The following is a 25,314-nucleotide window of genomic DNA, read 5'->3' on the forward strand; positions in this document are numbered from 1 at the left end:
CCGCCCGAGAACATGACCAGCCCCAGCCGCCGCGACCTCGCCAATGCCATCCGTATCCTCGCCATTGACGCCGTCCAGGCGGCCAATTCCGGCCATCCCGGCATGCCCATGGGCATGGCGGACATCGCCGAGGTGCTCTGGAACGATTACCTGAGCCACAATCCGGGCAACCCGAAGTGGTTCAACCGCGACCGCTTCGTGCTGTCCAACGGCCATGGCTCGATGCTGCAGTACGCGCTGCTGCATCTTTCCGGCTACGACCTGCCGATCGAGCAGCTGAAGAACTTCCGCCAGCTCGGCTTCCGCACCCCCGGCCACCCCGAGAACTTCGTCACGCCCGGCGTCGAGACCACGACCGGCCCGCTGGGCCAGGGCTTCGCCAACGCCGTCGGCTTCGCGCTGGCCGAGAAGCTGCTCGCACAGCGCTTCAACCGTCCTGAATACGCCGTGGTCGACCACCGCACCTGGGTGTTCCTGGGCGACGGCTGCCTGATGGAAGGCATCTCGCATGAAGCCGCGTCGCTCGCCGGCACCTGGGGCCTGGGCAAGCTGGTGGCGTTCTGGGACGACAACCATATTTCCATCGACGGCGACACCGCCGGCTGGTTCACCGACGACACCCCGGCCCGCTTCGAGGCCTACGGCTGGCGCGTGATCCGCGACGTCGACGGCCACGACGCCAGCGCGATCAAGGCCGCGATCGACCGGGCCATGCAGCACGACGACAGGCCGGTGCTGGTCTGCTGCCGCACCACGATTGGTTTTGGCTCGCCGGCCAAGGCGGGCAGCGAGTCCTCGCACGGCGCGCCGCTGGGGAAGGACGAGATCGTCGCCACGCGCAAGGCGCTGGGCTGGGAGCACGGTGACTTCGAGATCCCCGAGGCCATCTACGACGGCTGGCGCGCCAGCAACGCCGGCACCGTGCGCGAGGAACAGTGGAACCGCCTGTTCGACGCCTATGCGCAGCGCCATCCGGAGCTTGCCGCCGAACTGTCCCGTCGCTCGCATGGCGATCTGCCCGAGGGCTTCGCCGCCGCCGCCGATGCGTACATCGCGAAGCTGCAGGCCGACAGCCCGAAGGTCGCCTCGCGCAAGGCCTCGCAGATGGCGATCGAGGCCTACGCGCCGCACCTGCCGGAGCTGGTGGGCGGCTCGGCCGACCTCGCCGGCTCCAACCTCACGCTGTGGAGCGGCAGCAAGTCGGTGGCGGGCGATGATCCCGACGCCAACTACGTCTACTACGGCGTGCGCGAGTTCGCGATGACCGCGATCTCCAACGGCCTGGCGCTGCACGGCGGCTTCATCCCGTACGACGCCACCTTCCTGGTGTTCAGCGACTACGCCCGGAACGCCGTGCGCATGAGCGCGCTGATGGGCGCGCACGCGATCCACGTCTACACCCACGACTCCATCGGCCTCGGCGAGGACGGCCCGACCCACCAGCCGGTCGAGCACCTGGCCAGCCTGCGCGCCATCCCCGGCAACGACGTCTGGCGCCCCTGCGACGCGGTCGAATCGGCGGTGTGCTGGAAGGCCGCCATCGAGCGGCGCGACGGCCCCGCCTGCCTGGTGTTCTCGCGCCAGAACCTCGCGCCGCAGGCGCGCGACGAGGCGCAGGTCGCCGCGATCGCACGCGGCGGCTACGTGCTGAAGGATTCTGTGGGCACGCCCGAGATCATCCTGATCGCCACCGGCTCCGAGGTGGAGCTTGCGATGCAGGCCGCCGCGCAGCTGGGCGAGAAAGCGCGCGTGGTGTCGATGCCCTCGACGGACGTCTTCGACCGCCAGGATGCGGCGTACCGCGAATCGGTGCTGCCGGACGCCTGCCGCAAGCGCGTCGCCGTCGAAGCCGGCATTTCCGACTTCTGGCGCAAGTACGTCGGCCTCGACGGGGCGGTGATCGGCATCGACCGCTTCGGCGCCAGCGCGCCGGCCGAGGTGCTGTTCCCGCACTTCGGCTTCACCGTCGAGGCGGTGGTCGCCGCCGCCCGCGCGCTGTAGCGCGCGGGGAGGGCGGCGACATGGCGCAGCGCGAGTGGGTGGCACATGCGATCCACACCATCGAGGCCGACTTCAACCGGTCGGCCGACACCCATCTGATCCCGATGCCGCTGCCCGGGTACCCGGGCATCGACGTGTACCTCAAGGACGAGTCCAGCCATCCCACCGGAAGCCTCAAGCACCGGCTGGCGCGCTCGCTGTTCCTGTACGCGCTGGCCAATGGCTGGCTGCGGGAAGGGCGGCCCGTGGTGGAGGCGTCCAGCGGGTCGACCGCGGTATCGGAAGCCTATTTCGCGCGGCTGCTCGGGCTGCCCTTCATCGCCGTGATCCCGGCCGGCACTTCGCCGGAAAAGATCGCGGCGATCGAGTTCCAGGGCGGCCGCTGCCACCTGGTCGAACGCGCCTGCGAACTCGACGCCGAGTCGCACCGCGTGGCCGCGGAGACCGGCGGCCACTTCATGGACCAGTTCACCTACGCCGAGCGTGCGACCGACTGGCGCGCGAACAACAACATCGCCGAGTCGATCTTCCGGCAGATGGCCGAGGAGCCGCATCCGGTCCCGGCCTGGATCGTCTGCAGCCCGGGCACGGGCGGCACCGCCGCCACGCTGGGCCGCTATGCGCGCTACCGGCGCCACGACACCCGCGTGCTGTGCGCGGACCCGCAGGAATCGGTCTTCCATGACGCCTATCGCGCGGCCCTGGCCGGCGAGCCGTGGCGCGGGTTCACCCATCCCTGCGGCTCGCGCATCGAAGGCATCGGCCGGCCGCGCGTGGAGCCCAGCTTCATCCCCAGCTGCGTCGACGGCATGGTCAAGGTGCCCGACGCGCTGGCACTGGCGGCGATGCGCCACGTCAGCACCACCCTCGGCCGCCGCGTGGGCGGGTCCACCGGTACCAACTTCGTCGGCGTGCTGCACGCGGCGAAGCGCATGTCGGACGAGGGGCGTGACGGTTCGATCGTGACCATCCTCTGCGACAGCGGCGACCGCTACGCGCACAGCTACTACGACCCGGGCTGGTACGCGGCCAACCGCATCGACACCGAAGCCGCGGACGCGGTCATCGCCTCCGCCGTGGCCGGCGGCCCCATCTACGGCCTGGACGCCCTGGGCGAGGCCTGACGGCCGGAAGGTGCGGTTGGCGCGTTGTCGCGCTCCTGGCGCACCGTCGCGCCCTGAAATCGCTTCGTTGGGGTCCGCGCAGCCCGTCCCGCGCTCAGGAGCGCCTCCGTTGGGGCCCGCGCCGCCCGTCCCGCGCTCAGGCGGCTCCGTTGTGGTCCGCGCCGCCCGTCCCGCGCTCAGGCGGCTTCGTTGTGGTCCGCGCGGCCCGTCCCGCGCACAGGGGGTGTGCTCCCCCGGCAGTCTCCGCGTCCTGCTGCCACTGCCGGCCGCCGGCCATCCATGGCCGGCTGTCCGCACACCCCCTGTGCGCGGGACGGGCTCCGACGTTCTGCGGCTTCGGGACGGAAGATCCAAAGCGGCGAAACCGGGCAGCTCCCGGTCATGACGCTCTCCGTTTCCACGTTGTGGACGTCGACGTGGCCCGCTTCCCGACCGCGACCAAAGGTCGTGCCCCCCCTGCGTCCGCGGCGGGAGGCCCGGACTTGAACGGAGCGTCCCGTAGTGGGCAGCCCGGACTTCACCGAAGCGATCCCCTGGATCGGCAGAAGACCCGAGGAGAAAGCCCGACAAGCAGGGGCTTGACAGTGCCGTCGTTTACGCATGTAATCGACCGCAGGATTTACAGGTGTAATCGATATGCCGGTCAGCGATTCCGAAGCCGTGGTGATGGAAGTCCTCTGGAGCGGACATCCGCTCGCCGCCGAGGACGTGGTGGCGCGGCTGTCCGCGCACAGCGACTGGGCCGAGCCCACCATCAAGACCCTCCTCAACCGCCTGCTGAAGAAGGGCGCGGTGCGCGCCGAGCGCGACGGCCGCCGCTACCTCTACTCCCCGGTGCTGACCCGCGAGGCCTGGGTGGCCAGCCAGAGCGAATCCGTGCTCGACCGGCTGTTCGGCGGCCGCGTGGCGCCGCTGGTCGCGCACTTCAGCGAGCGCGGCAGGCTCAGCCAGGCCGACATCGACGAACTGCGCCGCCTGGTCGAGGAGCTCGACGATGACCGCGGCTGAAACCCTGCTGCGCTGGCTGGTCGATGGCAGCCTGGCGGCGAGCGTGGCCGTGCTGCTGGTACTGGCGATGCGGCGCCCGCTGCGACGCGCCTTCGGCGCACACGTGGCCTATGCGGCCTGGGCGCTGGTGCCCTTGGCGCTGCTGGCGACCATGCTGCCGCGGCCGCAGGCGGTGCAGCTGCTTGCGCCGGGACTGGTGGCCCTGCATCCCGGCATCCTGGTGACCGCACCGGGCGAGGTCGCCACGGGTGCGGTCGCCGCAACGGGCATCGGATGGATGACCGTCCTCTGCGGTCTCTGGCTGCTTGGCGCCCTGGTCGTCGCCTGCCGCCTGGCCGGCCGGCAGCGACGCTTCGTCGCGCGCCTGGGCCGCCTCCAGCGCGACGCGCAGGGCCACTGGCGCGGTGACCGCGTGGAGGGCCCGGCGGTGGTCGGTGCGCTGCGCCCGCGCATCGTGCTGCCCGCGGACTTCGAGCTCCGCCACGCTCCCGAAGAGGCCGCACTGGTCGTTGCCCACGAGCGCGCCCACCTGTCCCGCGGCGACACCCGGGCCAACCTGCTGGCCGTCGTCCTGCGCTGCCTGCACTGGTTCAATCCCCTCCTGTACCTGGCCGAGCGCGCGTTCCGCCTCGACCAGGAGCTGGCCTGCGACGCCACCGTGCTCGCCCGCCATCCCCATGCCCGCCGTCGTTACGCGGCCGCGATGTTGAACGTGCAGCTGGCCGTCCCTGGACTGCCGGTCGGCTGCCATTGGCAGTCCAGCCAATCCTTGAAGGAGCGCATCCAGATGTTGAAGCAACCCCAACCCGGCGCCCTGCGCCGCCGTACCGGCATCCTGGTGCTGGGCCTCGTGCTCGCCGGCAGCAGCTATGCCGCCTGGGCCGTGCGCCCGGCGGAAATGCCCGAGGCTCCGCCGGCGCCACCCGCCCCGCAGTTGCCCGACGCGCCGCCGGCACCACCGGCGCCGCCTCCGCTGCCCGCTCCGCTGGACGGGAAGGCGCCTCCGCCGCCGCCCCCACCCCCGGCGCAGCCCACGACCATTGCGCCAAAACCGCCCGCGCCTCCCGCGCCTCCCGCAACGCCCGCGACGCGGGCAACGCCCGCCGCGCCCGCAACACCCGCAACACCCGTCATGCTGCCGCCGAAGTACCCCGCGGGTGCAGCGGCGTCCGGGCAGGATGGTCGCGTGATGCTGAAACTGCTGGTCGGTATCGATGGCCGCGTCAAGGATGTGGTGGTGGAGCAATCGGAGCCGGCGGGTGTGTTCGATGCCGGCACCGTCGAAGCCGCCAGGGCATGGGTGCTCGAGCCGGCGCGCAAGGACGGCAAGCCGGTCGAGGGCTGGGTCCGCGTCCCGGTCGAGTTCAAGGCCCCTGGGCGGGCGGCCAGTCCGCCTGGGGGGTACCAGCTCAACTGGATCCAGCTGGATGCGGCGGCGGGGAACCCTGTCAGGGAAATAACCTGCGACTCGATAGTCGTGGACGAATCGGACGCCGGGGGCGTGCACTGCGGCGTTGCCAAGGCGGCGGCCCGACCGGACTGACCGGTCGGCTCCGGACGCCGCCGAGGGCTCGCGTTCAGTCCAGGTGGTGCGTCGCCTCGGCGAGCTGCCGTATTTCTTCGGCGCGGTGGCTGACGTAGAGCATCGGCAGCCGTACCTCGTCACGCACGCGCTGCAGGTAGGGGATCAGCTCCTCGCGCCGCGCCTGGTCCAGCGCCGACAGCGGCTCGTCGAACAACAGGATCGCCGGCTGCGACAGCAGTGCGCGGCCGATGGCCACGCGCTGCGCCTCGCCGCCGGAGAGGTTGGTGGTGCGCCGCGCGAGCAGCGCGCCGATGCCGAGCAGCGCCACCACGGCGTCGAGCTCGAAGCGCGGCGCGCCCTCGGCCGCTGCGTGGCGCCCGTAGAGCAGGTTGCCGCGCACGTCGAGGTGCGGGAACAGGCGCGCATCCTGGAAGACGTAACCCACGCGCCGCCGGTGCGCGGGCAGGTCGATGCCGTGCGCGCTGTCGAACAGCACGCGGCCGTCGACCTCGATGCGGCCGGAGCGCGGACGCACGAGTCCGGCGATGGCGTTGAGCACCGTGGTCTTGCCCGCGCCCGACGGCCCGGTGAGCGCGATCACGCGCGCCTCGTCATCGATCCGCACGTGGCGTTCGAAGCGGCCACGCTTCAGCTGGATATCGAGCTTCAGCATGCAGCGTCGTCTCCCTCATCGCGGCGCCCCTGCTGGCGCCGAACCAGCCACTCGGATGCGAGCAGTGCGGCCAGCGAGATCGCCACCGCCACCAGCGCCAGGCGCCAGATCCCGCTCTCGCCGCCGGGCACCTGCATCAGCCCGTAGATCGCCGAGGAGATGGTCTGGGTCTCGCCGGGGATGTTGGACACGAAGGTGATGGTGGCACCGAACTCGCCCAGCGCCTTGGCGAAGGCCAGCACCGCGCCGGCGACGATGCCCGGCCAGGCAAGCGGCAGGGTCACGGTGGCGAACACACGCCAGGGTCCGGCGCCCAGTGTGGCCGCCGCATGCTCCAGCCTGCGGTCGACGGATTCGATCGACAGGCGGATCGCGCGCACCATCAAGGGAAAGCCCATGATCGCGCTGGCCAGTGCCGCGCCGGTCCAGCGGAAGGCGAGGGTGATGCCGAACTGTCCGGCGAGGAAGGCGCCGACCGCGCCCTGGCTGCCGAAGGTCACCAGCAGCGCATAGCCCACCACCACCGGCGGCAGCACCAGCGGCAGGTGCACCAGCGCGTCGAGCAGCGCCTTGCCCGGGAAGCGCCTGCGCGCCAGCAGCCAGGCCACCGCGATGCCGGCCGGCAGGCTGGCCAATGCGGCGAGCAGCGCCACCTTCAGGCTGAGCGCGATGGCGTCGAGTTCGGCGGGGCTGAAGTCGGGCATTCGATGGATCCGGGCGCGGGGCTGCGGTCGTGGTTCAGCGCGGGCTGAAACCGTGCCGGACGAAGATCGCCCGGGCCTCGGGCTGCCGCAGCCAGGCGACGAAGCCGGCGGCACGCGGATGCCGGCTGGCCGTCACCCGCGCCGCCGGATACGCGATCTCCGGATGCGAACCGGCCGGGAAGGTGGCGAGCACGCGCACCCGCGGCTCGGCCCTGGCGTCGCTGCCGTAGACCACGCCCAGCGGTGCCTCGCCGCGCGCGACCAGCATCAAGGCCGCGCGCACGTTCTCCACGCCGGCCACCCGCGGCTCGATCGCCTGCCACATGCCCAGCGATTCGAAGCCGGCCTTCGCATACCTGCCCGCGGGGACGCTGTCGACCATGCCCAGCGCGATGCGCCCGCGCCCGCCCAGAAGCGGCCGCAGGTCCAGGCCTTTCCGCAGTGCGAGCGGCTTCGTGGTCGAGGCCGCGGGCGCGATCAGCACCAGGGTGTTGCCGAGGATCGGGCTGCGGGTGCCGGCATCGATCAGCCCCTTGCCCTGCAACACGTCCATCCAGTCGAGGTCGGCGGAAATGAAGACGTCGGCCGGGGCACCCTGCTCGATCTGCCGCGCCAGCGCGGAGCTGGCGGCGTAGGACACGCGCACGGCCTGGCCGGTGTCGGCCTGGTACGCCGCCGCGGCCTCGTCCAGCGACTCCTTGAGGCTGGCGGCGGCGAACACGGTCAGCGGCGCTTCGGCGGCGCGCCCGGTGTATGGCGCCGACAGCGCGAGCGCGGCGACGAAGAAGCAGAACGCGGCGATGGATCGGAGTGCGGGCATCGGATGGCTCCTGCGGCGGATGCGGCGCGGCCGGGCGGCTACAGCGTGTCCAGCGGATAGTCGAGGTAGCGGATGCCATTCTCGCGCGGCGCGGGCAGCGCGCCGGCCCGGAGATTGACCTGCACGGACGGAATGATCAGCGCCGGCAACGCCAGCGTCGCATCGCGCGCCTCGCGCAGGGACACGAACGTGGCTTCGTCGATGCCCTCGCGGACGTGGATGTTGTCCCGCTTCTGGGCGCCGATGGTGGTCTCGCAGGCGGCTTCGCGACCGTTGGGGCAGTAGTCGTGGCAGACGAAGACGCGGGTGGTGTCGGGCAACTCGTCGAACAGGCGGCGGATCGAGCGATACAGGGTCCCGGCGCTGCCGCCGGGAAAATCGCAGCGCGCGGTGCCGGCATCGGGCATGAACAGGGAGTCGCCGGTGAACAGCGCGTCGCCGATGAGATAGGCGCTGCTGTCGCTGGTGTGCCCGGGCACCGGGAGCGTCCGGCAGGAGATGCCGCCAAGCGCGAACGCTTCGTCGGCGGCGAACAGATGATCGAACTGCGACCCGTCGACGGGGAAGTCCGCGCCGAGGTCGAAGACGTCGCGGAAGCGCGCCTGCACCAGCCCGATGCCTTCGCCGATCGCCACCCGCGCCTGCGGCCAGTGCGCGCCCTTCAGCCACTGCGCCGCGGACAGGTGGTCGGCGTGGGCGTGCGTCTCCAGCAGCCACCGCACGCGGTAGCCGTGCGCGCCCACGCAGTCGACCAGTGCCTGGGCCGAGGTCGTCGCCGTGCGCCCCGAGGCCATGTCGAAATCGAGCACCGGGTCGATGATCGCGGCCTCGCCGCCCGCCGGATCCGCGACCACGTAGCTCCAGCTGCCGGTCCCGGCATGGTGGAACGGATGGACCCGGAGAGGATTCGCGTTCACGGCGTGGTCGGTGGCGCCAGCGCGTGGTTGAGCATGGCCGCCAGCCGGGCGCCGGCCTGGCGCAGGCGCTGCTCGGCGAGCGGCAGACGCGCGTCCAGGAAGGCATCGTCGATGACGTGGCGGCCCGCGGATGGATAGACCCGGCCGTCCTCGACCAGGCGGCAGGATTCCAGCGCCCAGTCCAGCGCCGGCGTCTGCGAGCGCAGCGTGGGATCGGCAGGCAGCGGCGCCTGCGCCAGCAGCCGGGCGGCATGCGCGCCCGACTCCAGGCCGCGACGCTCGAGGATGGTGCCGTCCCAGATCCTGTGCAGGTTGCTGCCCTTCCCGCGCAGGCTGACCTGGTAGCGGTTTCCGCCGGCGTCGTCGCGCGGACCGGCGTGCAGCGGCTGGTGGGCGTCGCCGACGAAATGCACGAGGAACTTCAGCGCTTCGCGGCGTTCGTCGTCCGGGCGGCCGCGCTGCGCCAGCATCAGGTAATGGCGGTTGATGGCGCCGACCACGCAGTCGTTGCCGGGGCAGTCGAGGGCGGGCTGGAATTCGCAGCGGCCCTGGAAGTTGACGTAGTGCCAGCGCGCGGAGGTCTTCGCAGCCTCTGGGTCGGTCTCGCGGAGTTCATCGGCCCATGCGGCGATGCCCGCCAGGGTGGGGTCGGCTTCGCCCGCAAGCAGGCGATCGATTTCCGCACGCGCGGCGGGCGTCAGCCCGGCCTCGGCGATGTGGCCGACGATGCGGTGGCCTTCCGCGCTCCAGGCCAGCGCGTCGCCGGCGCACAGGGCGCCGGCGAGCACGAGGATGGAGAGGAGGCGGTTCGGGAAGAGGGGGCGGTTCGGGCGCATGCGGCGATTCTAGCCCGCGTGCGCCCGTGGCTCCGTTCAGAAGCGCCAGACGTAGGCGGCGCCGTAGACCAGCGGGTCGATCTTCGCGCTGCCGAGCTTCGCGCCGTCGAGCTTGACGTCGGTGTCGATGTCCATCCAGCGCACGTCCACGCGGATCGCGCCCGTGTCGCCGACCTTGAAGTCGACGCCGGCGTGCAGCGCCAGGCCGAAGGAGTCGTCGAGCTCCAGCTTCGAGCCCGCGAGCGCGCCGCGGGTGTCCTCGCTGAAGAAGGTGGTGTAGTTCAGGCCGACTCCCAGCAGCGGGGAGACCTTGCCGCCGCCGTTGAAGTGGTACTGCAGGCTGATGGTCGGCGGCAGCTGCTTCGTGCTGCCCACGTGGCCGAGGCCGTCGATGTCGATGTCGTGCAGGAACGGCAGCGCCGCCAGGACTTCCAGGCCCAGGTTGTCGCGCAGGAAGTACTCGAACGCGAAGGTCGGGCGCACGCTGGAATCGATGTCCAGCGGCAGGGTGCCGCCGGCCAGGGCGCCGTTGTCGGAGTCCGGGTTCACCTGGTGGGCACCCACGGCGACGGTCCAGTCGCCCGCGGACTGAGCGAAGGCGGACGGGGCGGCCAGGGCGCCGGCAATGGCGAGGGCGAGGAGGGGGAGGATCTTGCGGGGCATGCGTGAAGCCTTTCCTGTTGTGGGGGTGGCGCCATGCTGCGCGCTTCCATCCGCTACCGCATTGATCGCGGTCAAGGTCCGGCCCGCCCCGCGCGGGCCTGCTAAAATAGGCGTCCTGCGAGTTCCATCCACCCTGCCGCGGCGCGCGGCGTTACGGAGTCAGCATCCCATGGCGATCAAGGTAGGCATCAACGGTTTCGGGCGCATCGGGCGCAACGTCCTGCGCTCGGCGCTGGCGAACTTCGGCAACGACATCGAGGTCGTCGCCATCAACGACCTGCTGGAGCCGGACTACCTGGCCTACATGCTGAAGTACGACTCCGTGCATGGCCGCTTCGACGGCAGCGTCGAGGTCGACGGCAACATGCTGGTGGTGAACGGCAAGAAGATCCGCCTCACCCAGGAGCGCGACCCGGCCAACCTGAAGTGGGGCGAGGTCGGCGCCGACGTCGTCATCGAGTCCACCGGCCTGTTCCTGGACAAGGCCAGTGCGCAGAAGCACCTCGACGCCGGCGCGAAGAAGGTGATCCTGTCGGCCCCGTCGAAGGACGACACGCCGATGTTCGTGTACGGCGTCAACCACGAGAAGTACGCCGGCGAGGCCATCGTCTCCAACGCCTCGTGCACCACCAACTGCCTGGCGCCGGTGGCCAAGGTGCTGAACGACAAGTGGGGCATCAAGCGCGGGCTGATGACCACGGTGCACGCCGCCACCGCCAGCCAGAAGGTGGTCGACGGCCCGTCCAACAAGGACTGGCGCGGCGGCCGCGGCATCCTCGAGAACATCATTCCCTCGTCCACCGGGGCCGCGAAGGCGGTGGGCAAGGTGATTCCCGAGCTCAACGGCAAGCTGACCGGCATGAGCTTCCGGATCCCGACGTCGGACGTGTCCGTGGTCGACCTGACCGTCGAGCTCGAGAAGGGCGCGAGCTACGCCGAGATCTGCGCCGAGATGAAGGCGCAGTCCGAAGGCGCGCTCAAGGGCATCCTCGGCTACACCGAGGACAAGGTGGTCGCCACCGACTTCCGCGGCGACGCCCGCACCTCGATCTTCGACGCCGAGGCCGGCATCCAGCTCGACGACACCTTCGTCAAGCTGGTGGCGTGGTACGACAACGAGTGGGGCTATTCCAACAAGTGCCTGGAGCTGGCCCGCGTGGTGGCCGCCAGGTAACGCGCCGCCGCTGCAGGAGTTTTTCCGGAAGCCCCGCCCAGTGCGGGGCTTTCTTTTTGGCTCTTCTCCCGATCGAGGGGACGCTCCGTTCGAGTCCGGGGCGACCGCCAGGGGCGCTCCGGTGAAGTCCGGGCCGCCCGCCACGGACGCAGGGGGGATGCCCAGCCGGATTCTCCGCGTCCTGCTCCCGGATCCGGCCGCCGGCCATCCATGGCCGGCTCTGGGCATCCCCCTGCATCCGCGGCGGACACGACCTTGGGTCGCGGTCTGGAAGAAGGTCAACGCCGAAACGGTCGCGTCGTCATGATCAGGAGCGGCCCCGAGCCGCGACCGCTCTTGATCTTTCCTCCCGAAGCCGGAGAACGCCGGAGCCCGTCCCGCGCACAGGGGGTGTGCGGACAGCCGGCCATGGATGGCCGGCGGCCGGCAGTGGCAGCAGGACGCGGAGACTGCCGGGGGAGCACACCCCCTGTGCGCGGGACGGGCGGCGCGGACCACAACGGGGCCGCTCCTGTGCGCGGGACGGGCTGCGCGGACCCCAACGAAGCCTGCCCACTCCCCCCCGGCCAGCCGCATCATGCGGGCACGGACGTCACCGCGCTCAGGCGTCGCAGCCGTCCGGGCCGCAGGCGGGATCGACGTCCGCGTCGGGGGAGGCATCACGCGCGGGCCCGGCACCGTTGGAAGCGTCGGCCGGAGAAGGCGCCAGCCTGCGCAGGGCTTCGGCCAGCGCCTCCGGCGGGTGCGCGCCCTGGATCCCGTGGCGGCCGTCGATGACGAAGGTCGGCACGGCGCGGATGCCCATTGCCTGCGCGCGGCCCAGCGCGGCCTGCACCTCCGCCTTGCCTTCGTCCGACTCCAGCAACGCGCGCACGCGCGAGGCGTCGAGGCCGCCGGCGATGCCCGCTGCGACCAGCACCTTCGGGTCGGCGAGGTTGCGGCCTTCGGCGAAGTGCGCACGGAACAGCGCCTCGCCCACGGCCGCGGCATCGCCTTCGCGCGCTGCCAGCCACATCAGGCGGTGGCCGGGCAGGGTGGTGACCCGCACCTGGCCGCGGTCGAAGTCTATCGGCAGGCCTTCGGCACGCGCGGTGGCCTGGGTCTGCGCGAGGATCTCCGCGGCGCGGCCGGCGCCACCGAACTTCGCCGCATAGGCCTCGCGCAGCGCAACCGGCGTCGCGTCCGCCCCGGGATCGAGGAGGAAGGGATGCCAGTGCACTTCCACCGCGGGCGCGTCGTCGCCCAGCAGCTCCAGGGCGCGCGCGAGGCGATGCTTGCCGATCCAGCACCAGGGGCAGACCAGGTCGGACCAGATGTCGATGCGCATGGGGTTCACCTCCGTGGCTTGCGCTCGTGGAGCATGCGGGTGCCGGCCGCCCGGTCGTGCCAGGTCAGGCGGTCGCGGTCGATCCAGGCCCACCAGAAGCCGAATCCGGCGGCCGCCAGCGACAGCGTGGCCACGGCATAGCGCAGCCACAGCATGCGCCACGCCGGTGCGGAGCCGTCGGCGGTGACCAGGCGCAGCCGCCAGGGGCGCATGCCCAGGGTCTGGCCGCCGCGTCGCCAGCTCAGGGTGGCGTAGCCGCCGGTGACCGCCCAGCAGCACAGCCAGAGCAGCCATTGCAGCGGGCTCCATGGCGCGATGTTCTCGCGCGGCGCATGCCCGGCCACGGTGTAGCCGAGTGCGAACAGGAAGCCGAGCAGGAACCACAGCGACAGCACCGGCAGCAGGTCGTAGAGCATCGCCAGCAGGCGGCGGCCGATGAAGGCACCCTGGCGGGTGCCCGCGGCGGCGGCGTGTGCGGCGTCGGGGTGGGGAGCGGAAGCCATCGCGCAAGGATAGCCGGCGACGTCCGCGCGCCGCTAAGCTTGGGGCGATGACCGCGACCACGCCCGCCGAGCGCCGCGCGCGCGCGATGCGGCTGTCACCGCTCCGTGACACCGATGCGCGCGCCATCGACGCCTTCCTCGACGCCTGGTGGGCCGAATCCGGTGCCGCCCGACAGACCCTGGACGGCTACCGCCGCGATCTGCAGGGCTTTGCGCGCTGGCGCGACCGTGGCGACATCGCCGTCGCGACCCGCGGCGACCTGTTCGACTACCTCGCCTGGCGCAGCCGCGAAGGCTGGGCGGCGCGCAGCAACGCGCGCCTGCTGTCGGCGCTGCGCGCGTTCTACGGCTGGCAGCTGCGCCAGCGCGTCCGCGGTGACGATCCGACCGCGCTGCTGGAGCCGCCAAGGCTGCCGCGGCTGCTGCCGAAGGCGCTGTCCGAAAGCGAGGTCGATCGCCTGCTCGCGGCGCCCGATGTCGATGCCTCCGAAGGCCTGCGCGACCGCGCCATGCTCGAGCTGATGTACGGCTGCGGCCTGCGCGTGAGTGAACTGGTGGGTCTGCCGGCCACTGCGGTCAACCTGCGCCAGGGCGTGCTGCGGGTGACCGGCAAGGGGGGGCCGGGAGCGGGTGGTGCCGCTGGGCGAGCAGGCCCAGGACTGGCTGGAGCGCTGGCTCGACGGCGCGCGTCCTGCGTTCGCCGGCGGCCGCGCGCCGGCGGAACTGTTCCTCGCCGCGCGCGGGGAGCCGCTGACCCGGCAGGCCTTCTGGACCGTGGTCAAGCGCCACGCCGCGGCCGCGGGGATCGACCCGGCGCGGATCAGCCCGCATGGACTGCGACACAGCTTCGCCACCCACCTCCTCAACCGCGGCGCCGACCTGCGCTCGCTGCAGATGCTGCTCGGGCACAGCTCGCTCTCGACCACCCAGATCTACACCCTGGTGGCCCGCGAGCAGCTCAAGCGCCTGCATGCGCGCCACCATCCGCGGGCCTGAAGGTCTCCGCAACCAGCGGCCCGCGCTCGCCGCGGCGCCCGGAGCGGCGTGCGAGAATGGCCGCTTCGGCGCTCCCCCGAGGCGCCCCGAGCCGAGACCGCGAATGAAGTCCCTGCTGCCCCTCCTGCTGTGCGCCGTCAGCCTCACCGCCTGTGCCCGGGCGCCGGACGATGCGTCCGCCGCGGCGTCGCCGCAGGCCGGGCAGGGCCTGGCGCGTGCGGCCGCCGGCTCCGTCGACGAACGCGCGATCCGGGCGCTGCAGTCCATCAACCCGCGCATCGAGGTCGACCACGTCGGCAAGGCGCCACTGCCGGGCTTCCGCGAGGCGGTGGTCGGTGGGCAGATGGTCTACATCAGCGACGACGGCCGCTACCTGCTGCAGGGCGCGCTGTTCGACGTGGTGGAGAAGAAGGATCTCAGCCAGGCCGGCATGGCCGAGGTGCGGCGCCGGCTGCTGGCGACCATCCCGGCCTCGGAGCGCATCGTGTTCGCGCCCGCGGACCCGGACTACACAGTCAGCGTCTTCACCGACGTCGAGTGCGGCTACTGCCGCAAGCTCCATCAGGAGATCGACGAGTACAACCGCCTCGGCATCGCGGTGGAGTACCTGGCTTTTCCGCGCATGGGGCCGGCCAGCGAGGACTTCACGAAGATGGTCTCGGTGTGGTGCGCGAGCGACCGCCGCCAGGCGCTGTCCGCGGCCAAGGCGGACCTGCCGGTGCCGAAGCGCGACTGCACCAGCCCCGTCGCCCGCCACTACGACATCGGCCAGCGCGTGGGCCTGACCGGCACGCCGATGATCGTGACCGCCGACGGAACCCAGATGCCCGGCTACATGCCTCCGGCCGACCTCCGCGCCGCGCTCGACCGGCTGGCCGCCGAGGCCGGGGCCGCACCTGCCGCGGCGCCGTCCCCGTCGCCGGCCCGGGCGCCGGGTTCGGGGGGCAGCTCCTGACCCGTCCGGACCGGCACCAGCGCCGCGCCGGCTTCGCTACAATGGCCGGCCCGTTCCACGGTCGAACCCGGACATGATCGTCCTCGAGGGCGCTCCCGCCCTGCCGCCTTTCCGGCGCGAACGCCTCCAGGCCCGCCTGCAAGCCATCGATCCCGGCATCCGCGTCAGCGGTGCCTGGCACGTCTACTGGGTCGTCGCCGAGCCGGGCGCCGACCTCGACCGGGCGACGCTGCACCGCATCCTCAAGGCCACCGACACCTCCGTGGCCGCCGAGCCCGGCAGCACCACCCGCTACGTCTCGCCGCGGCTGGGCACCCTGTCGCCCTGGGCCAGCAAGGCCGGCGAACTGCTGCACGGCGCCGGGCTGCCGGTCAGGCGCGTCGAGCGCGGCACCCGCCTGGACGTCGTGGGCTGGCCGTCCGACCCGGCCGCCGCCACGGCCCTTGCCCGGGTGCTGCACGACCCGATGACCCAGTCGCTGCTGGCCTCGCACGACGAGGCGGCGGCGCTGTTCACCGTTCCCGGGCGCGGTGCGGTCGAAGTGGTGCCCCTGGCGGAGCTCGAGGAGGCCAACCGGCGCCTCGGCCTGGCGCTCGCCGACGACGAGATCGCCTACCTGCGAGAGCGCTACTCCACGCTCGGCCGCGACCCGCACGACGTCGAGCTGATGATGTTCGCGCAGGCCAATTCCGAGCACTGCCGGCACAAGATCTTCAACGCCTCGTGGACCATCGACGGCGAGGACATGCGCGCGCCGGGCGGCGGCCCGCAGTCGCTGTTCCGGATGATCCGGCACACCCACGCGCAGACGCCGCAGCACACACTGTCGGCCTACAGCGACAACGCCGCGGTGGTCGAAGGCTACGCGGCGCGCCGCTTCCGCCCCGACCCGGACACGGCCGTGTACCGCGCCGAGGCCGAGCGCGACAGCGCCTTCTGCATCAAGGTCGAGACCCACAACCATCCGACTGCGATCTCGCCGTTCGCAGGCGCTTCCACCGGCGCCGGCGGCGAGATCCGCGACGAGGGCGCGACCGGCCGCGGCGGCCGACCCAAGGCCGGCCTGGTCGGCTTCAGCGTCTCGCACCTGCGCATTCCGGCGCTGCCGCAGCCGTGGGAGCGGCCGCGCGCGCTGAACCCGCGGATGGCACCGGCGCTGGAGATCATGACCGAGGGCCCGCTGGGCGCGGCGGCGTTCAACAACGAATTCGGCCGGCCCAATCTTGCCGGCTACTTCCGCAGCTTCGAGCTGGCGGAGGCTGACGGCCTGGTGCGCGCCTACGACAAGCCGATCATGCTGGCCGGCGGCCTCGGCGCCATCGACCGCGACCAGGTCGCCAAGCGCCGGCTGGCGCCCGGCGACGCCGTGGTGGTGCTCGGCGGCCCGGCCATGCTGATCGGCCTGGGCGGCGGTGCCGCGAGCTCGGTGGCCTCGGGCGAGAGCGCCGAAGAGCTCGACTTCGCCAGCGTGCAGCGCGACAACCCCGAAATGGAGCGCCGCTGCCAGGAGGTCATCGACCGCTGTGCGGCGCTTGGCGAGGACGGCAATCCGATCAAGTGGTGCCACGACGTCGGCGCGGGCGGGCTCTCGAACGCGATCCCGGAGCTGCTGCACGATTCCGGCGTGGGCGGGGTCATCGACCTCGACCGCGTGCCCAGCGACGATCCCTCGCTGTCGCCGATGCAGCTGTGGTGCAACGAATCGCAGGAGCGCTACGTGCTGGGCATCGCCCCGGACCGCGTGGCGGAGTTCGCCGCGCTGTGCGCGCGCGAGCGCTGCCCGTTCGCGGTGGTCGGCTATGCCACGGCCGAGGAGCGGCTGGTGGTCGGCTACGGCGTGCTGCCGCCGGCCGGCGCGGCAGAGCACCATGAGACCGCCTCGGTGCCCGGGTTCGAAGTGGATGCGGCGGGGACTGTCGAGGGCGGCAACGGTGCGCGCAAGCCCGCTCCGATCGACCTGCCGATGGACGTGATCTTCGGCAAGCCGCCGAAGATGCATCGCGACACCGCGCGCGTCGCGCCGCACCGCTGGCCCCAGCTCGACGCCACCGCCCTGGCCGCCGTCGGGCGCCCCGGCGAGGCCCTGCACGAGGCCGGCCTGCGCGTGCTCTCGCACCCCACGGTCGCATCCAAGCAGTTCCTGATCACCATCGGCGACCGCAGCGTGGGCGGCCTGACCGTGCGCGACCAGATGGTCGGGCCCTGGCAGCTGCCGGTGGCGGACTGCGCGATCACCCTGGCCGGTTTCCATGGCCACGCCGGCGAGGCGATGGCGATCGGCGAGCGCACGCCGCTGGCCCTGATCGACGCCGCCGCCAGCGCGCGCATGGCCGTGGGCGAGGCGATCACCAATCTGTGCGCGGCGCCGGTGGAATCGCTCGCGCGCACCAAGCTCTCCGCCAACTGGATGGCGGCCGCCGGCCACCCGGGCGAGGATGCGCGCCTGTACGACGCCGTGCGCGCCGTGGGCATGGAGCTGTGCCCGGAGATCGAGCTGTCGATCCCGGTGGGCAAGGATTCGCTGTCGATGCAGGCGCAGTGGCAGGCCGACGGCGTCGCGCAGGCCTCGGTGTCGCCGGTATCGCTGGTGGTCAGCGCCTTCGCCCCGGTGGCCGACGTGCGCGACCAGCTCACGCCGCTGCTCGCGCGCCGGCCGGGCACCGAGCTGTGGCTGATCGGCCTGGGTGCCGGCAAGCAGCGCCTCGGCGGATCGATCCTGGCCCAGTGCCATGATGCCTTCGGCGGTGCCTGCCCGGACCTCGACGATCCGCAGCGCCTGCGCGCGCTGTTCGAGCTGATCCGCGATGCGCGCGAGGCCGGCCTGTTGCTGGCCTACCACGACCGTTCCGACGGCGGCGTGTTCGCCGCCCTCTGCGAAATGGCGTTCTGCTCGCGCGTGGGCCTGGACATCGACCTCGACGTCTGGGGCGACGACCGCACCGCGGACGTGTTCCGCACCCTGTTCAATGAAGAGCTGGGCGCGGTGGTCCAGATCGCGGCCGACGACCGCGTGGAGTTCGCCGACCTGGTCGCGCGCCATGGCCTGGTGGAGTGCGCCCAGCGCATCGCCCGCCCGACCTCCGCGTCTTCGGTGCGGGTGCTCGCCGACGGCGAAGTGATGGCGGAGTGGGCCTGGGAGGACCTCTTCGGCGCCTGGTGGTCGGTCAGCCACGCCATGCAGCGGCAGCGCGACAACCCCGACTGCGCCGACGCCGAGCGCGCCTCCGCACAGCGCTTCGATGCGCCGGGCCTGCAGCCGGAGCTGACCTTCGATCCCGCGGAGGACATCGCCGCGCCGTACGTGGCCAAGGGCGCCGCGCCGCGGGTGGCGATCCTGCGCGAGCAGGGCGTCAACGGCCAGGTCGAGATGGCCGCCGCGTTCACGCTCGCCGGCTTCGAGGCCGTGGACGTGCACATGAGCGACCTGGTCGCGGGGCGCACCACGCTGGACGGTTTCGCCGGCCTCGCCGCCGGTGGCGGCTTCAGCTACGGCGACGTGCTCGGCGCCGGTCGCGGCTGGGCGACGTCCATCCTCGAGCGCGATGGACTGCGCGAGATGTTCGCGCGCTTCTTCGCCCGCGGCGACAGCTTCGCGCTTGGCGTCTGCAACGGCTGCCAGATGCTCTCGCAGCTGAAGGAGATCGTGCCTGGTGCGGCGCACTGGCCGCGCTTCCAGCGCAACCTCAGCGAGCAGTACGAGGCGCGCCTGGTCATGCTCGCGGTGGAGGAGTCGCCGTCGCTGTTCCTGCGCGGCATGGCGGGATCGCGGATCCCGGTGGTGGTCTCGCACGGCGAGGGCCGGGCGGAGTTCGACACCCCGGCCGCGGCGGCCGCCGCGTGCGTGGCGCTGCGTTACGTCGAGGGCGACGGCCGTCCGGGGCTGGCCTATCCCGCCAACCCGAACGGATCCGACGGTGCCGTCGCCGGCCTGACCAGCGACGACGGCCGCGTGACCCTGCTGATGCCGCATCCCGAGCGCACCCTCGCGACCGCCAACTTCAGCTGGGCGCCCGCGGACTGGCCGGCGGCGTCGCCCTGGCTGCGGATGTTCCGCAACGCCCGCGCCGCCGTCGGCTGACAACCATCCTGTGGGAGCAGCTACAGCTGCGACCCGGACCCGCCGGATGGCCGCGTTGCCGGGGCCAGTTCCGGTCGCAGCTGTAGCTGCTCCTGCAGGACAGCTTTGTGGGCAGGGTCGGGAGTGTCGCGGGGTTAACGGGACGCTGCGGGGGGCTTTGCTAGAGTCCCCGGTCCCAGCCAGCCCGGTGCAGGCAATGCGATGAACGTCGCCGTGGAGCAGACCAGCGGGAGCGTCGACGAACGCATCGTCGCCGCCCTGCTCGAGAAGGGACGTCTCAAGGACGCCGACCTGGGACGTGCGCGCCGGCTGCAGGAGGAAACCGGGGGCAGCCTGCTGTCGCTGCTCGGGCGCCTCGGGCTGGTGTCCGAGCGCGACCACGCCGAAACCTCGGCGGAGGTGCTGGGCCTGCCGCTGGCCAGCGTCAAGGACATGCCCGAGATTCCCCCGGAAGGCACGCCGCTGACGGTGCGCTTCATGACCCAGTTCAACGTCGTGCCGGTCGCCGAGGACGACGAGGCGGTCCAGGTGCTGGTCGCGGACCCGCAGGATCCCTACGCCCTGGACGCCGTGCGCCTGGCCACCGGCAAGCAGGTGCGCGCCAGCGTGGCGCTGCGCTCCGAGATCGCCGACCTGGTCGAGCGCTGGTACGGCCAGGGCCGCAGCGCGATGGGCGCGATCATCGAGACCGCCGAGGGCGAGGGTGGCGACCTCGACGACGTCGAGCACCTGCGCGACCTGGCCAGCGAGGCGCCGGTCATCCGGCTGGTGAACCTGCTGATCCAGCGTGCGGTCGAACTGCGCGCATCCGACATCCACATCGAGCCGTTCGAAAACCGGCTCAAGGTGCGCTACCGCATCGACGGCGTGCTCGAGGAGGGCGAGAGCCCGCCGGCGAACCTCACCGCCGCGGTGATCAGCCGCGTCAAGATCATGGCGAAGCTCAACATCGCCGAGCGCCGGCTGCCCCAGGACGGCCGCATCATGCTGCGCGTGCAGGGCAGGGAGCTGGACCTGCGCGTGAGCACCGTGCCGACCGCCCATGGCGAGAGCGTGGTGATGCGCCTGCTCGACCGTGAGACGGTGGTCTTCGACTTCGAACGCCTGGGCTTCACCGATGAGTTCCTGCCGCGCTTCCGCCGGGTGCTGGAGCAGCCGCACGGCATCCTTCTGGTCACCGGTCCCACCGGTTCGGGCAAGACCACCACGCTGTACGCCGCGCTGCAGAAACTCAACCAGCCGGCGGTCAAGATCATCACCGTCGAGGACCCGGTCGAATACCAGATCGAGGGCATCAACCAGATCCAGGCCAGGCCGCAGATCGGCCTGGATTTCGCCAACGCCCTGCGCAGCATCGTGCGCCAGGACCCGGACATCATCATGATCGGCGAGATGCGCGACCTCGAGACCGCGCGCATCGCGATCCAGTCGGCGCTGACCGGCCACCTGGTGCTCAGCACCCTGCACACCAACAACGCCGCCGGCGGCATCACCCGCATGCTCGACATGGGGGTGGAGGACTACCTGCTGACCTCGACCGTGAACGGCATCCTCGCCCAGCGCCTGGTGCGCCGGCTCGAGCCGACGCACGCCGAGCGCTACCCGGCCACGCCGGAGGAGATCGAGCGCTTCGAGCTGCGCCGCTTCCAGCCCGAGGGCGAGATCTTCCTCCACCGCCCGCGGGGTTCCGCGATCGCGCCCACCGGCTACCTCGGCCGCACCACCATCGTCGAGTTCCTGGTGATGGACGATGTCCTGCGCGGCGCGGTCATGCGCCACGCCGGCATGGGCGAGCTCGAGCGGATCGCGCGCGACGCCGGCATGCAGACCATGTACGAGGACGGCATCCGCAAGGCGCTGGCGGGCCTGACCACCATCGAGGAAGTGCTGCGCGTCACCGAGGACGCCTGACCATGCCGCTGTACCGCTACAAGGCGCTCAACAGCCGCGGCGAGACGCTCGACGGCCGGATGGAGGCCGCCAGCGACGCCGAGGTCGCGCTGCGCCTGCAGGAACAGGGCCACCTGCCGGTCGAGGCGCGGCTGGCCAGCGAAGGTGGCGGGGATGGCGCGTTCAAGGCCCTGTTCCGGCGCGGCGGATTCGCCGGCGAACGCCTGGTGCAGTTCACGCGGCAGCTGGCGACCCTGCTCGGGGCCGGCCAGCCCCTGGACCGCGCGCTCACCATCCTGCTCGACCTGCCCGAGGACGAGACCGCGCGGCGCATCGTGGCCGACGTCCGCGACCAGGTGCGCGGCGGCACGTCCCTGTCGACGGCGCTCGAGCGCCAGCACGGGAGCTTCTCGCGCCTGTACGTGAACATGGTCCGTGCCGGCGAGGCCGGCGGCACCCTGCAGGAGACGCTGGAACGCCTCGCGGACTACCTCGAGCGTTCGCGCGCGCTGCGCGGGCGGGTGCTGAACGCGCTCATCTATCCCGCCATCCTCGTGGTGATGGTCGGCCTGGCCCTGCTGTTCCTGCTCGGCTACGTGGTGCCGCAGTTCGGCGTGATGTACGAAAGCCTGGACGCGGAACTGCCGCTCTTCACGAAGATCGTGCTCGGACTGGGCACGGTCGTCCGCGACTGGTGGCTGGCGCTGCTGGCGGTGCCGGCGCTGGCCGCCCTGTGGTTCGATCGCAGGCTGCGCGCCCCCGCCTTCCGCGCCGGCTTCGACGACTGGCTGCTGCGGCAGCGGGTCGCCGGAACCCTGGTGGCACGCATCGAGACCGCGCGCCTGGCGCGCACCCTGGGCACCCTGCTGAAGAACGGCGTGCCGCTGATCACGGCCCTGGGCATCGGTCGCAACGTGCTCGGCAACCACGCGCTCGCGGCCGACGTCGAAGCCGCCGCCGAGGAGGTCAGGAACGGCGTGCCGCTGTCGGCCGCGCTGGCGCGCGGCAAGCGCTTTCCCCGGCTGGCGCTGCAGATGGTGCAGGTCGGCGAGGAGTCCGGCGCGCTCGACGCGATGCTGCTCCGGACCGCCGACACGTACGATGCGCAGACGGCGCAGGCGCTGGACCGCATGCTCGCCGCCCTCGTCCCCGCCATCACCCTCGTACTGGCCGTGGTGGTGATGGTGGTGATCCTGGCGGTGCTGGTGCCGATCTACGATCTCACCAGTGTCATCGGCTAGCGCGCAGGCCGTGGCGCGCACGCCCTCCTTTTCCCAGACAGGCAGGAACTCCATGCACACGCCTTTCCCCGTCCGTCCTCCCAGGCCGTCCGCGCAGGGCGGATTCAGCCTCATCGAGATCATCATCGTGGTCGTGCTGATGGGCGCGATCGTCGCCTTCGCCACGTCGCGCATCATCGGCGGCGGCAACCGCGCCAAGGTGCGCCTGGCCGAGGCCCAGGTGCAGACCCTGGCCGAGAAGATCAACCAGTACGAGATGGACACCGGTGCGCTGCCGGGCGCGCTGTCCGACCTGCTCAAGGCGCCGGGCGGCGTCGGCGGCTGGCTCGGACCCTATGCCAAGCCTGCCGAGCTCAACGATCCCTGGAACACCCCCTACGAGTACCGGGTGCCCGGTGATGCCGGCCCCTTCGAGATCGTCAGTTACGGTGCCGACCGCCGTCCCGGCGGGGAAAGCGTCGATGCGGACATCCGCTCCGAATAGGCCCGGCCGGCCGACGGACGCCGGGCGGAGCGGGTCGCACCGCGCCGCCGGCTTCTCGCTGCTCGAGGTGCTGCTGGTGGTCGTGCTGATCGCAGCCACCGGCGTGCTGGCCGCGGGCATGGTCGGCGGCGGTTTCGCGCGCCTGGAGCTGCGCTCGAGCGTGCGCGATGTCGCGACCCAGCTGCGCCACCGCGCGCGCGCGCACTGGCCACCGGCGTGCCGCAGACCTTCAGCATCGATCCCGCCGCGCACGCCTGGCGGGGCGCCGATGGACGCGCCGGCGAGCTGCCGGAGTCGCTGGGCATCCACTTCACCGGCGCGCGCGAGGCGCAGCCGGCCGAGGGCGTGGGCGCGATCGTGTTCTTCGGCGACGGCGCGTCCACCGGCGGCCAGGTGCGCCTGAGTCGCGGCCCGGCGGCCTTCGACGTCGGCGTGGCCTGGCTGACCGGCGAAGTCACCGTGCGGCGGGTGGACGCGAGATGACTGGCCCGGGCGCAGCCGCGGCACGGCCGCAGGCCGGCTTCACCCTGATCGAAGTGCTGGTCGCTTTCGCGGTGCTGGCGCTGGCGCTGACCTTCCTCCTCGGCACGCTCTCCGGCGCCACGCGCCAGGTGCGCTGGTCGTCGGATGCGGCGCGCGCGTCCCTGCACGCGCAGTCGCTGCTGGCCGATGCCGGCGTCGGCGAGGTGCTGCAGCCGGGACGGGAGGAGGGCGAGCTCGAAGATGGCCGCTACCGCTGGCAGCTCGAGGTCGCGCCCTATGCCGACCCGCTGCATCCGGCGGCGGTGCTCGATGACCCCTTCGCCCCGCGCCTGCTGCAGCTGCGTCTGGAGCTGGCCTGGGGTGAGGGCGGGCGGGCCGAGCGCCTGGTGGTGGATTCGCTGCGGCTGGTCCAGCCACAGCCGGGTGACACACCGTGAACCGCGCCCGCGCCACCGGTTTCACCCTGATCGAAGTGCTGCTGGCGATCGCGCTGCTGGCCACCGGACTGGCGCTGGGCTTCGCCACCCTGCGCGCGGCCACGGCCACGGTCGAACGCGGCGAGACCTTGGCCGCGCGCAGCGAACGCATGCGCGCCGTCGAAGGCTTCCTGCGCCGGCGCCTGGCGTCGGCGCTCCCGATCGTCTTCGCCCGCGACGCCGACACCGGCAACGCGCTGCGCTTCGTCGGCGAACCCGACCGCATCCGCTTCGTCGCCGACCTGCCGGACTACCTCGGCCGCGGCGGCCCGCACCTGCACGATGTCGCCGTGGTCGGCGAGGGCGCGGAGGCGGCCCTGGCGGTCTCGTTCACCATGGTGCTGGCCGGGGAGACCATCGTCGAGGATGCGCCGCGACCGCCCGAGCCGCTGGTCGAGGGCCTGACCGGCCTGCGCATCCGCTACCGGGGCCTGGACGAGGACGGGTCGGCGGAGTGGCTCGACGCCTGGGACGCACACGACAGCCTCCCGCTGCAGGTCTCGATCGAGATCGAAAGCGCACAGGGCGGAACCTGGCCGCCGCTGGTCGTCGCGCTGCCGCAGGGCGGGTCGCCGTGATGGCCGCGCCAGTGCAACGGGGCGCGGCCCTGGTGCTCGTGATGTGGCTGGTGGCGCTCATGGTTGCGCTGATCGGTGCCTACGCCGCAACTGCGCGCATCGAATACATGCAGGGTCGCGTGCTGCACGGTGCGGTGGTCGCCGAGGCCGCGGCGCGCGCGGGCCTGGAGTACGCGCTGTTGAGGGTGCAGGCGCAGGAGCCGGACATCGCCTGGCTGGCGGACGGACGACGGTACGACTGGAGCTTCGGCGCGGCCACGGTGGAGGTCCGCGTCGCCGACGAGTCCGGCCGGCTCGACCTCAACGCCGCGGATCCGGCACTGCTTTCCTCGCTGTTCCGCGTGCTCGGCGCCGAGGCCGGCCAGGCCGATGCGGTCGCGGCGGCGATCGTGGACTGGCGCGACTCCGACGATCTGGTCCAGCCGATGGGCGGCGCCGAGGCCCGGCAGTACGCCCAGGCCGGGCTTCCCTATGGCGCCAAGAACGCGCCGTTCGAGACCGTGGCCGAGGTCGCCCAGGTCCTGGGCATGGACCGCAGGCTGTTCGCCGCGGCGGTCCCGCACCTGACCGCGTTCACGGGCCTGCCGCGGCCCGAGCCGCGTTTCGCCAGCGACGAGGTGCTGGAGGCGATGGGCCTGGACCCGGCGCTGGTCCACCAGCAGCGCGAGCAGGCGCCGGAGTCGCTCCATGGCCTCTTCGGCGCCGGCAGCGGCACGTACAGTATCGACAGCCGGGCGCGGCTGGCCGACGGTCGACAGTCGGTGCTGCGCGCGGTGGTGCGCGCCGGTGGCAGTGGATTGCCGGGTTCGGCGTATGTTCCGTTGGTATGGGAAGAAGGAGCGCCCCCCCGCTGATGGC

22 protein-coding genes and 1 pseudogene are annotated in these 25,314 nt (G+C 72.1%); 15 read left to right on the forward strand and 8 right to left on the reverse strand.

From position 1 onward, the window contains the following. Nucleotides 1-12 precede the first annotated feature (12 nt). From tkt to FPZ22_RS09530, 4 genes are all read left to right on the forward strand, one after another. The gene (gene tkt / locus FPZ22_RS09515) at nucleotides 13-2,001 is read left to right on the forward strand and encodes a transketolase (RefSeq protein ID WP_144892455.1); all 1,989 of its coding nucleotides are present in this window, start codon (nucleotides 13-15) and stop codon (nucleotides 1,999-2,001) included. Between the two features lie 20 nt (nucleotides 2,002-2,021). Beyond that, nucleotides 2,022-3,125, forward strand: a complete 1,104-nt coding sequence (locus FPZ22_RS09520; protein WP_144892457.1) for a PLP-dependent cysteine synthase family protein — start codon at nucleotides 2,022-2,024, stop codon at nucleotides 3,123-3,125. Nucleotides 3,126-3,761: 636 nt separating this feature from the next. Then, complete coding sequence (locus FPZ22_RS09525) at nucleotides 3,762-4,133, forward strand: BlaI/MecI/CopY family transcriptional regulator (RefSeq protein WP_144892459.1); 372 nt, start codon at nucleotides 3,762-3,764, stop codon at nucleotides 4,131-4,133. After that, nucleotides 4,120-5,676, forward strand: a complete 1,557-nt coding sequence (locus FPZ22_RS09530; RefSeq protein ID WP_144892461.1) for a TonB family protein — start codon at nucleotides 4,120-4,122, stop codon at nucleotides 5,674-5,676. The genes FPZ22_RS09525 and FPZ22_RS09530 overlap by 14 nt, the downstream gene beginning before the upstream one ends. A gap of 34 nt (nucleotides 5,677-5,710) precedes the next feature. Here FPZ22_RS09530 and FPZ22_RS09535 read toward each other — a convergent pair whose 3' ends face one another. The 6 genes from FPZ22_RS09535 to FPZ22_RS09560 are packed head-to-tail and all read right to left on the reverse strand — an operon-like array spanning nucleotide 5,711 to nucleotide 10,271. Next, nucleotides 5,711-6,331 (reverse strand): molybdenum ABC transporter ATP-binding protein, encoded by a 621-nt coding sequence (locus tag FPZ22_RS09535; protein ID WP_144892463.1) that lies wholly within the window; start codon nucleotides 6,329-6,331, stop codon nucleotides 5,711-5,713. Next, nucleotides 6,325-7,035 carry a molybdate ABC transporter permease subunit gene (gene modB, locus FPZ22_RS09540; protein ID WP_144892466.1) on the reverse strand — a complete coding sequence of 237 codons (711 nt, stop codon included), beginning with the start codon at nucleotides 7,033-7,035 and terminating at the stop codon, nucleotides 6,325-6,327. Before modB ends, FPZ22_RS09535 begins: the two co-directional genes overlap by 7 nt. A 34-nt stretch (nucleotides 7,036-7,069) precedes the next feature. Further along, nucleotides 7,070-7,855: a molybdate ABC transporter substrate-binding protein gene (gene modA / locus FPZ22_RS09545; protein ID WP_144892468.1), complete on the reverse strand. Its 786-nt coding sequence runs from the start codon at nucleotides 7,853-7,855 to the stop codon at nucleotides 7,070-7,072. A 38-nt stretch (nucleotides 7,856-7,893) separates the two neighbouring features. Then, on the reverse strand, nucleotides 7,894-8,772 hold the full coding sequence (locus tag FPZ22_RS09550; protein WP_144892470.1) for an MBL fold metallo-hydrolase: 879 nt from the start codon (nucleotides 8,770-8,772) through the stop codon (nucleotides 7,894-7,896). Then, complete coding sequence (locus FPZ22_RS09555; protein ID WP_144892472.1) at nucleotides 8,769-9,608, reverse strand: S1/P1 nuclease; 840 nt, start codon at nucleotides 9,606-9,608, stop codon at nucleotides 8,769-8,771. Before FPZ22_RS09555 ends, FPZ22_RS09550 begins: the two co-directional genes overlap by 4 nt. A 36-nt stretch (nucleotides 9,609-9,644) precedes the next feature. Next, nucleotides 9,645-10,271 carry an OmpW/AlkL family protein gene (locus FPZ22_RS09560; RefSeq protein WP_144892474.1) on the reverse strand — a complete coding sequence of 209 codons (627 nt, stop codon included), beginning with the start codon at nucleotides 10,269-10,271 and terminating at the stop codon, nucleotides 9,645-9,647. Nucleotides 10,272-10,440: 169 nt separating this feature from the next. Here FPZ22_RS09560 and gap point away from each other — a divergent pair, with 169 nt between their 5' ends. Then, the gene (gap, locus tag FPZ22_RS09565; protein WP_144892476.1) at nucleotides 10,441-11,445 is read left to right on the forward strand and encodes a type I glyceraldehyde-3-phosphate dehydrogenase; all 1,005 of its coding nucleotides are present in this window, start codon (nucleotides 10,441-10,443) and stop codon (nucleotides 11,443-11,445) included. Between the two features lie 601 nt (nucleotides 11,446-12,046). Here gap and FPZ22_RS09570 read toward each other — a convergent pair. Together FPZ22_RS09570 and FPZ22_RS09575 are read right to left on the reverse strand one after the other, a co-directional pair. After that, entirely contained in the window at nucleotides 12,047-12,772 is a 726-nt protein-coding gene (locus FPZ22_RS09570) for a DsbA family oxidoreductase (protein ID WP_144892478.1), read from the reverse strand. Nucleotides 12,773-12,777: 5 nt separating this feature from the next. Then, the gene (locus FPZ22_RS09575; RefSeq protein ID WP_144892480.1) at nucleotides 12,778-13,275 is read right to left on the reverse strand and encodes an RDD family protein; all 498 of its coding nucleotides are present in this window, start codon (nucleotides 13,273-13,275) and stop codon (nucleotides 12,778-12,780) included. A gap of 47 nt (nucleotides 13,276-13,322) precedes the next feature. Here FPZ22_RS09575 and xerD point away from each other — a divergent pair. The 10 genes and pseudogenes from xerD (at nucleotide 13,323) to FPZ22_RS09630 (ending at nucleotide 25,310) form a co-directional block, all read left to right on the forward strand. After that, nucleotides 13,323-14,271: pseudogene (gene xerD, locus FPZ22_RS13670) on the forward strand (site-specific tyrosine recombinase XerD). A gap of 103 nt (nucleotides 14,272-14,374) precedes the next feature. Continuing rightward, entirely contained in the window at nucleotides 14,375-15,226 is an 852-nt protein-coding gene (locus tag FPZ22_RS09590) for a DsbC family protein (RefSeq protein ID WP_144892484.1), read from the forward strand. A 73-nt stretch (nucleotides 15,227-15,299) separates the two neighbouring features. Next, nucleotides 15,300-19,304, forward strand: coding sequence for a phosphoribosylformylglycinamidine synthase (gene purL / locus FPZ22_RS09595; protein WP_144892486.1), 4,005 nt, complete (start codon nucleotides 15,300-15,302; stop codon nucleotides 19,302-19,304). Nucleotides 19,305-19,505: 201 nt separating this feature from the next. Beyond that, nucleotides 19,506-21,215: a type II secretion system ATPase GspE gene (gene gspE, locus FPZ22_RS09600; RefSeq protein WP_144892488.1), complete on the forward strand. Its 1,710-nt coding sequence runs from the start codon at nucleotides 19,506-19,508 to the stop codon at nucleotides 21,213-21,215. Between the two features lie 2 nt (nucleotides 21,216-21,217). Next, complete coding sequence (gene xpsF, locus FPZ22_RS09605) at nucleotides 21,218-22,435, forward strand: type II secretion system protein XpsF (protein ID WP_144892490.1); 1,218 nt, start codon at nucleotides 21,218-21,220, stop codon at nucleotides 22,433-22,435. Between the two features lie 52 nt (nucleotides 22,436-22,487). Next, a complete protein-coding gene (gspG, locus tag FPZ22_RS09610) occupies nucleotides 22,488-22,919 on the forward strand; it encodes a type II secretion system major pseudopilin GspG (protein WP_144892492.1) in 432 nt (143 codons plus the stop codon). Nucleotides 22,920-23,135: 216 nt separating this feature from the next. Beyond that, nucleotides 23,136-23,402 (forward strand): hypothetical protein, encoded by a 267-nt coding sequence (locus FPZ22_RS14440; protein ID WP_425463000.1) that lies wholly within the window; start codon nucleotides 23,136-23,138, stop codon nucleotides 23,400-23,402. After that, nucleotides 23,399-23,839 (forward strand): type II secretion system protein XpsI, encoded by a 441-nt coding sequence (gene xpsI / locus FPZ22_RS09620; protein WP_144892494.1) that lies wholly within the window; start codon nucleotides 23,399-23,401, stop codon nucleotides 23,837-23,839. Before FPZ22_RS14440 ends, xpsI begins: the two co-directional genes overlap by 4 nt. Continuing rightward, the gene (locus FPZ22_RS09625) at nucleotides 23,836-24,456 is read left to right on the forward strand and encodes a prepilin-type N-terminal cleavage/methylation domain-containing protein (protein WP_144892496.1); all 621 of its coding nucleotides are present in this window, start codon (nucleotides 23,836-23,838) and stop codon (nucleotides 24,454-24,456) included. The genes xpsI and FPZ22_RS09625 overlap by 4 nt, the downstream gene beginning before the upstream one ends. Continuing rightward, nucleotides 24,456-25,310 carry a type II secretion system minor pseudopilin gene (locus tag FPZ22_RS09630; protein ID WP_144892498.1) on the forward strand — a complete coding sequence of 285 codons (855 nt, stop codon included), beginning with the start codon at nucleotides 24,456-24,458 and terminating at the stop codon, nucleotides 25,308-25,310. The genes FPZ22_RS09625 and FPZ22_RS09630 overlap by 1 nt, the downstream gene beginning before the upstream one ends. The last annotated feature ends 4 nt before the right edge of the window (nucleotides 25,311-25,314 follow it).

Source organism: Luteimonas granuli (assembly GCF_007795095.1).
Lineage (GTDB): Bacteria > Pseudomonadota > Gammaproteobacteria > Xanthomonadales > Xanthomonadaceae > Luteimonas > Luteimonas granuli.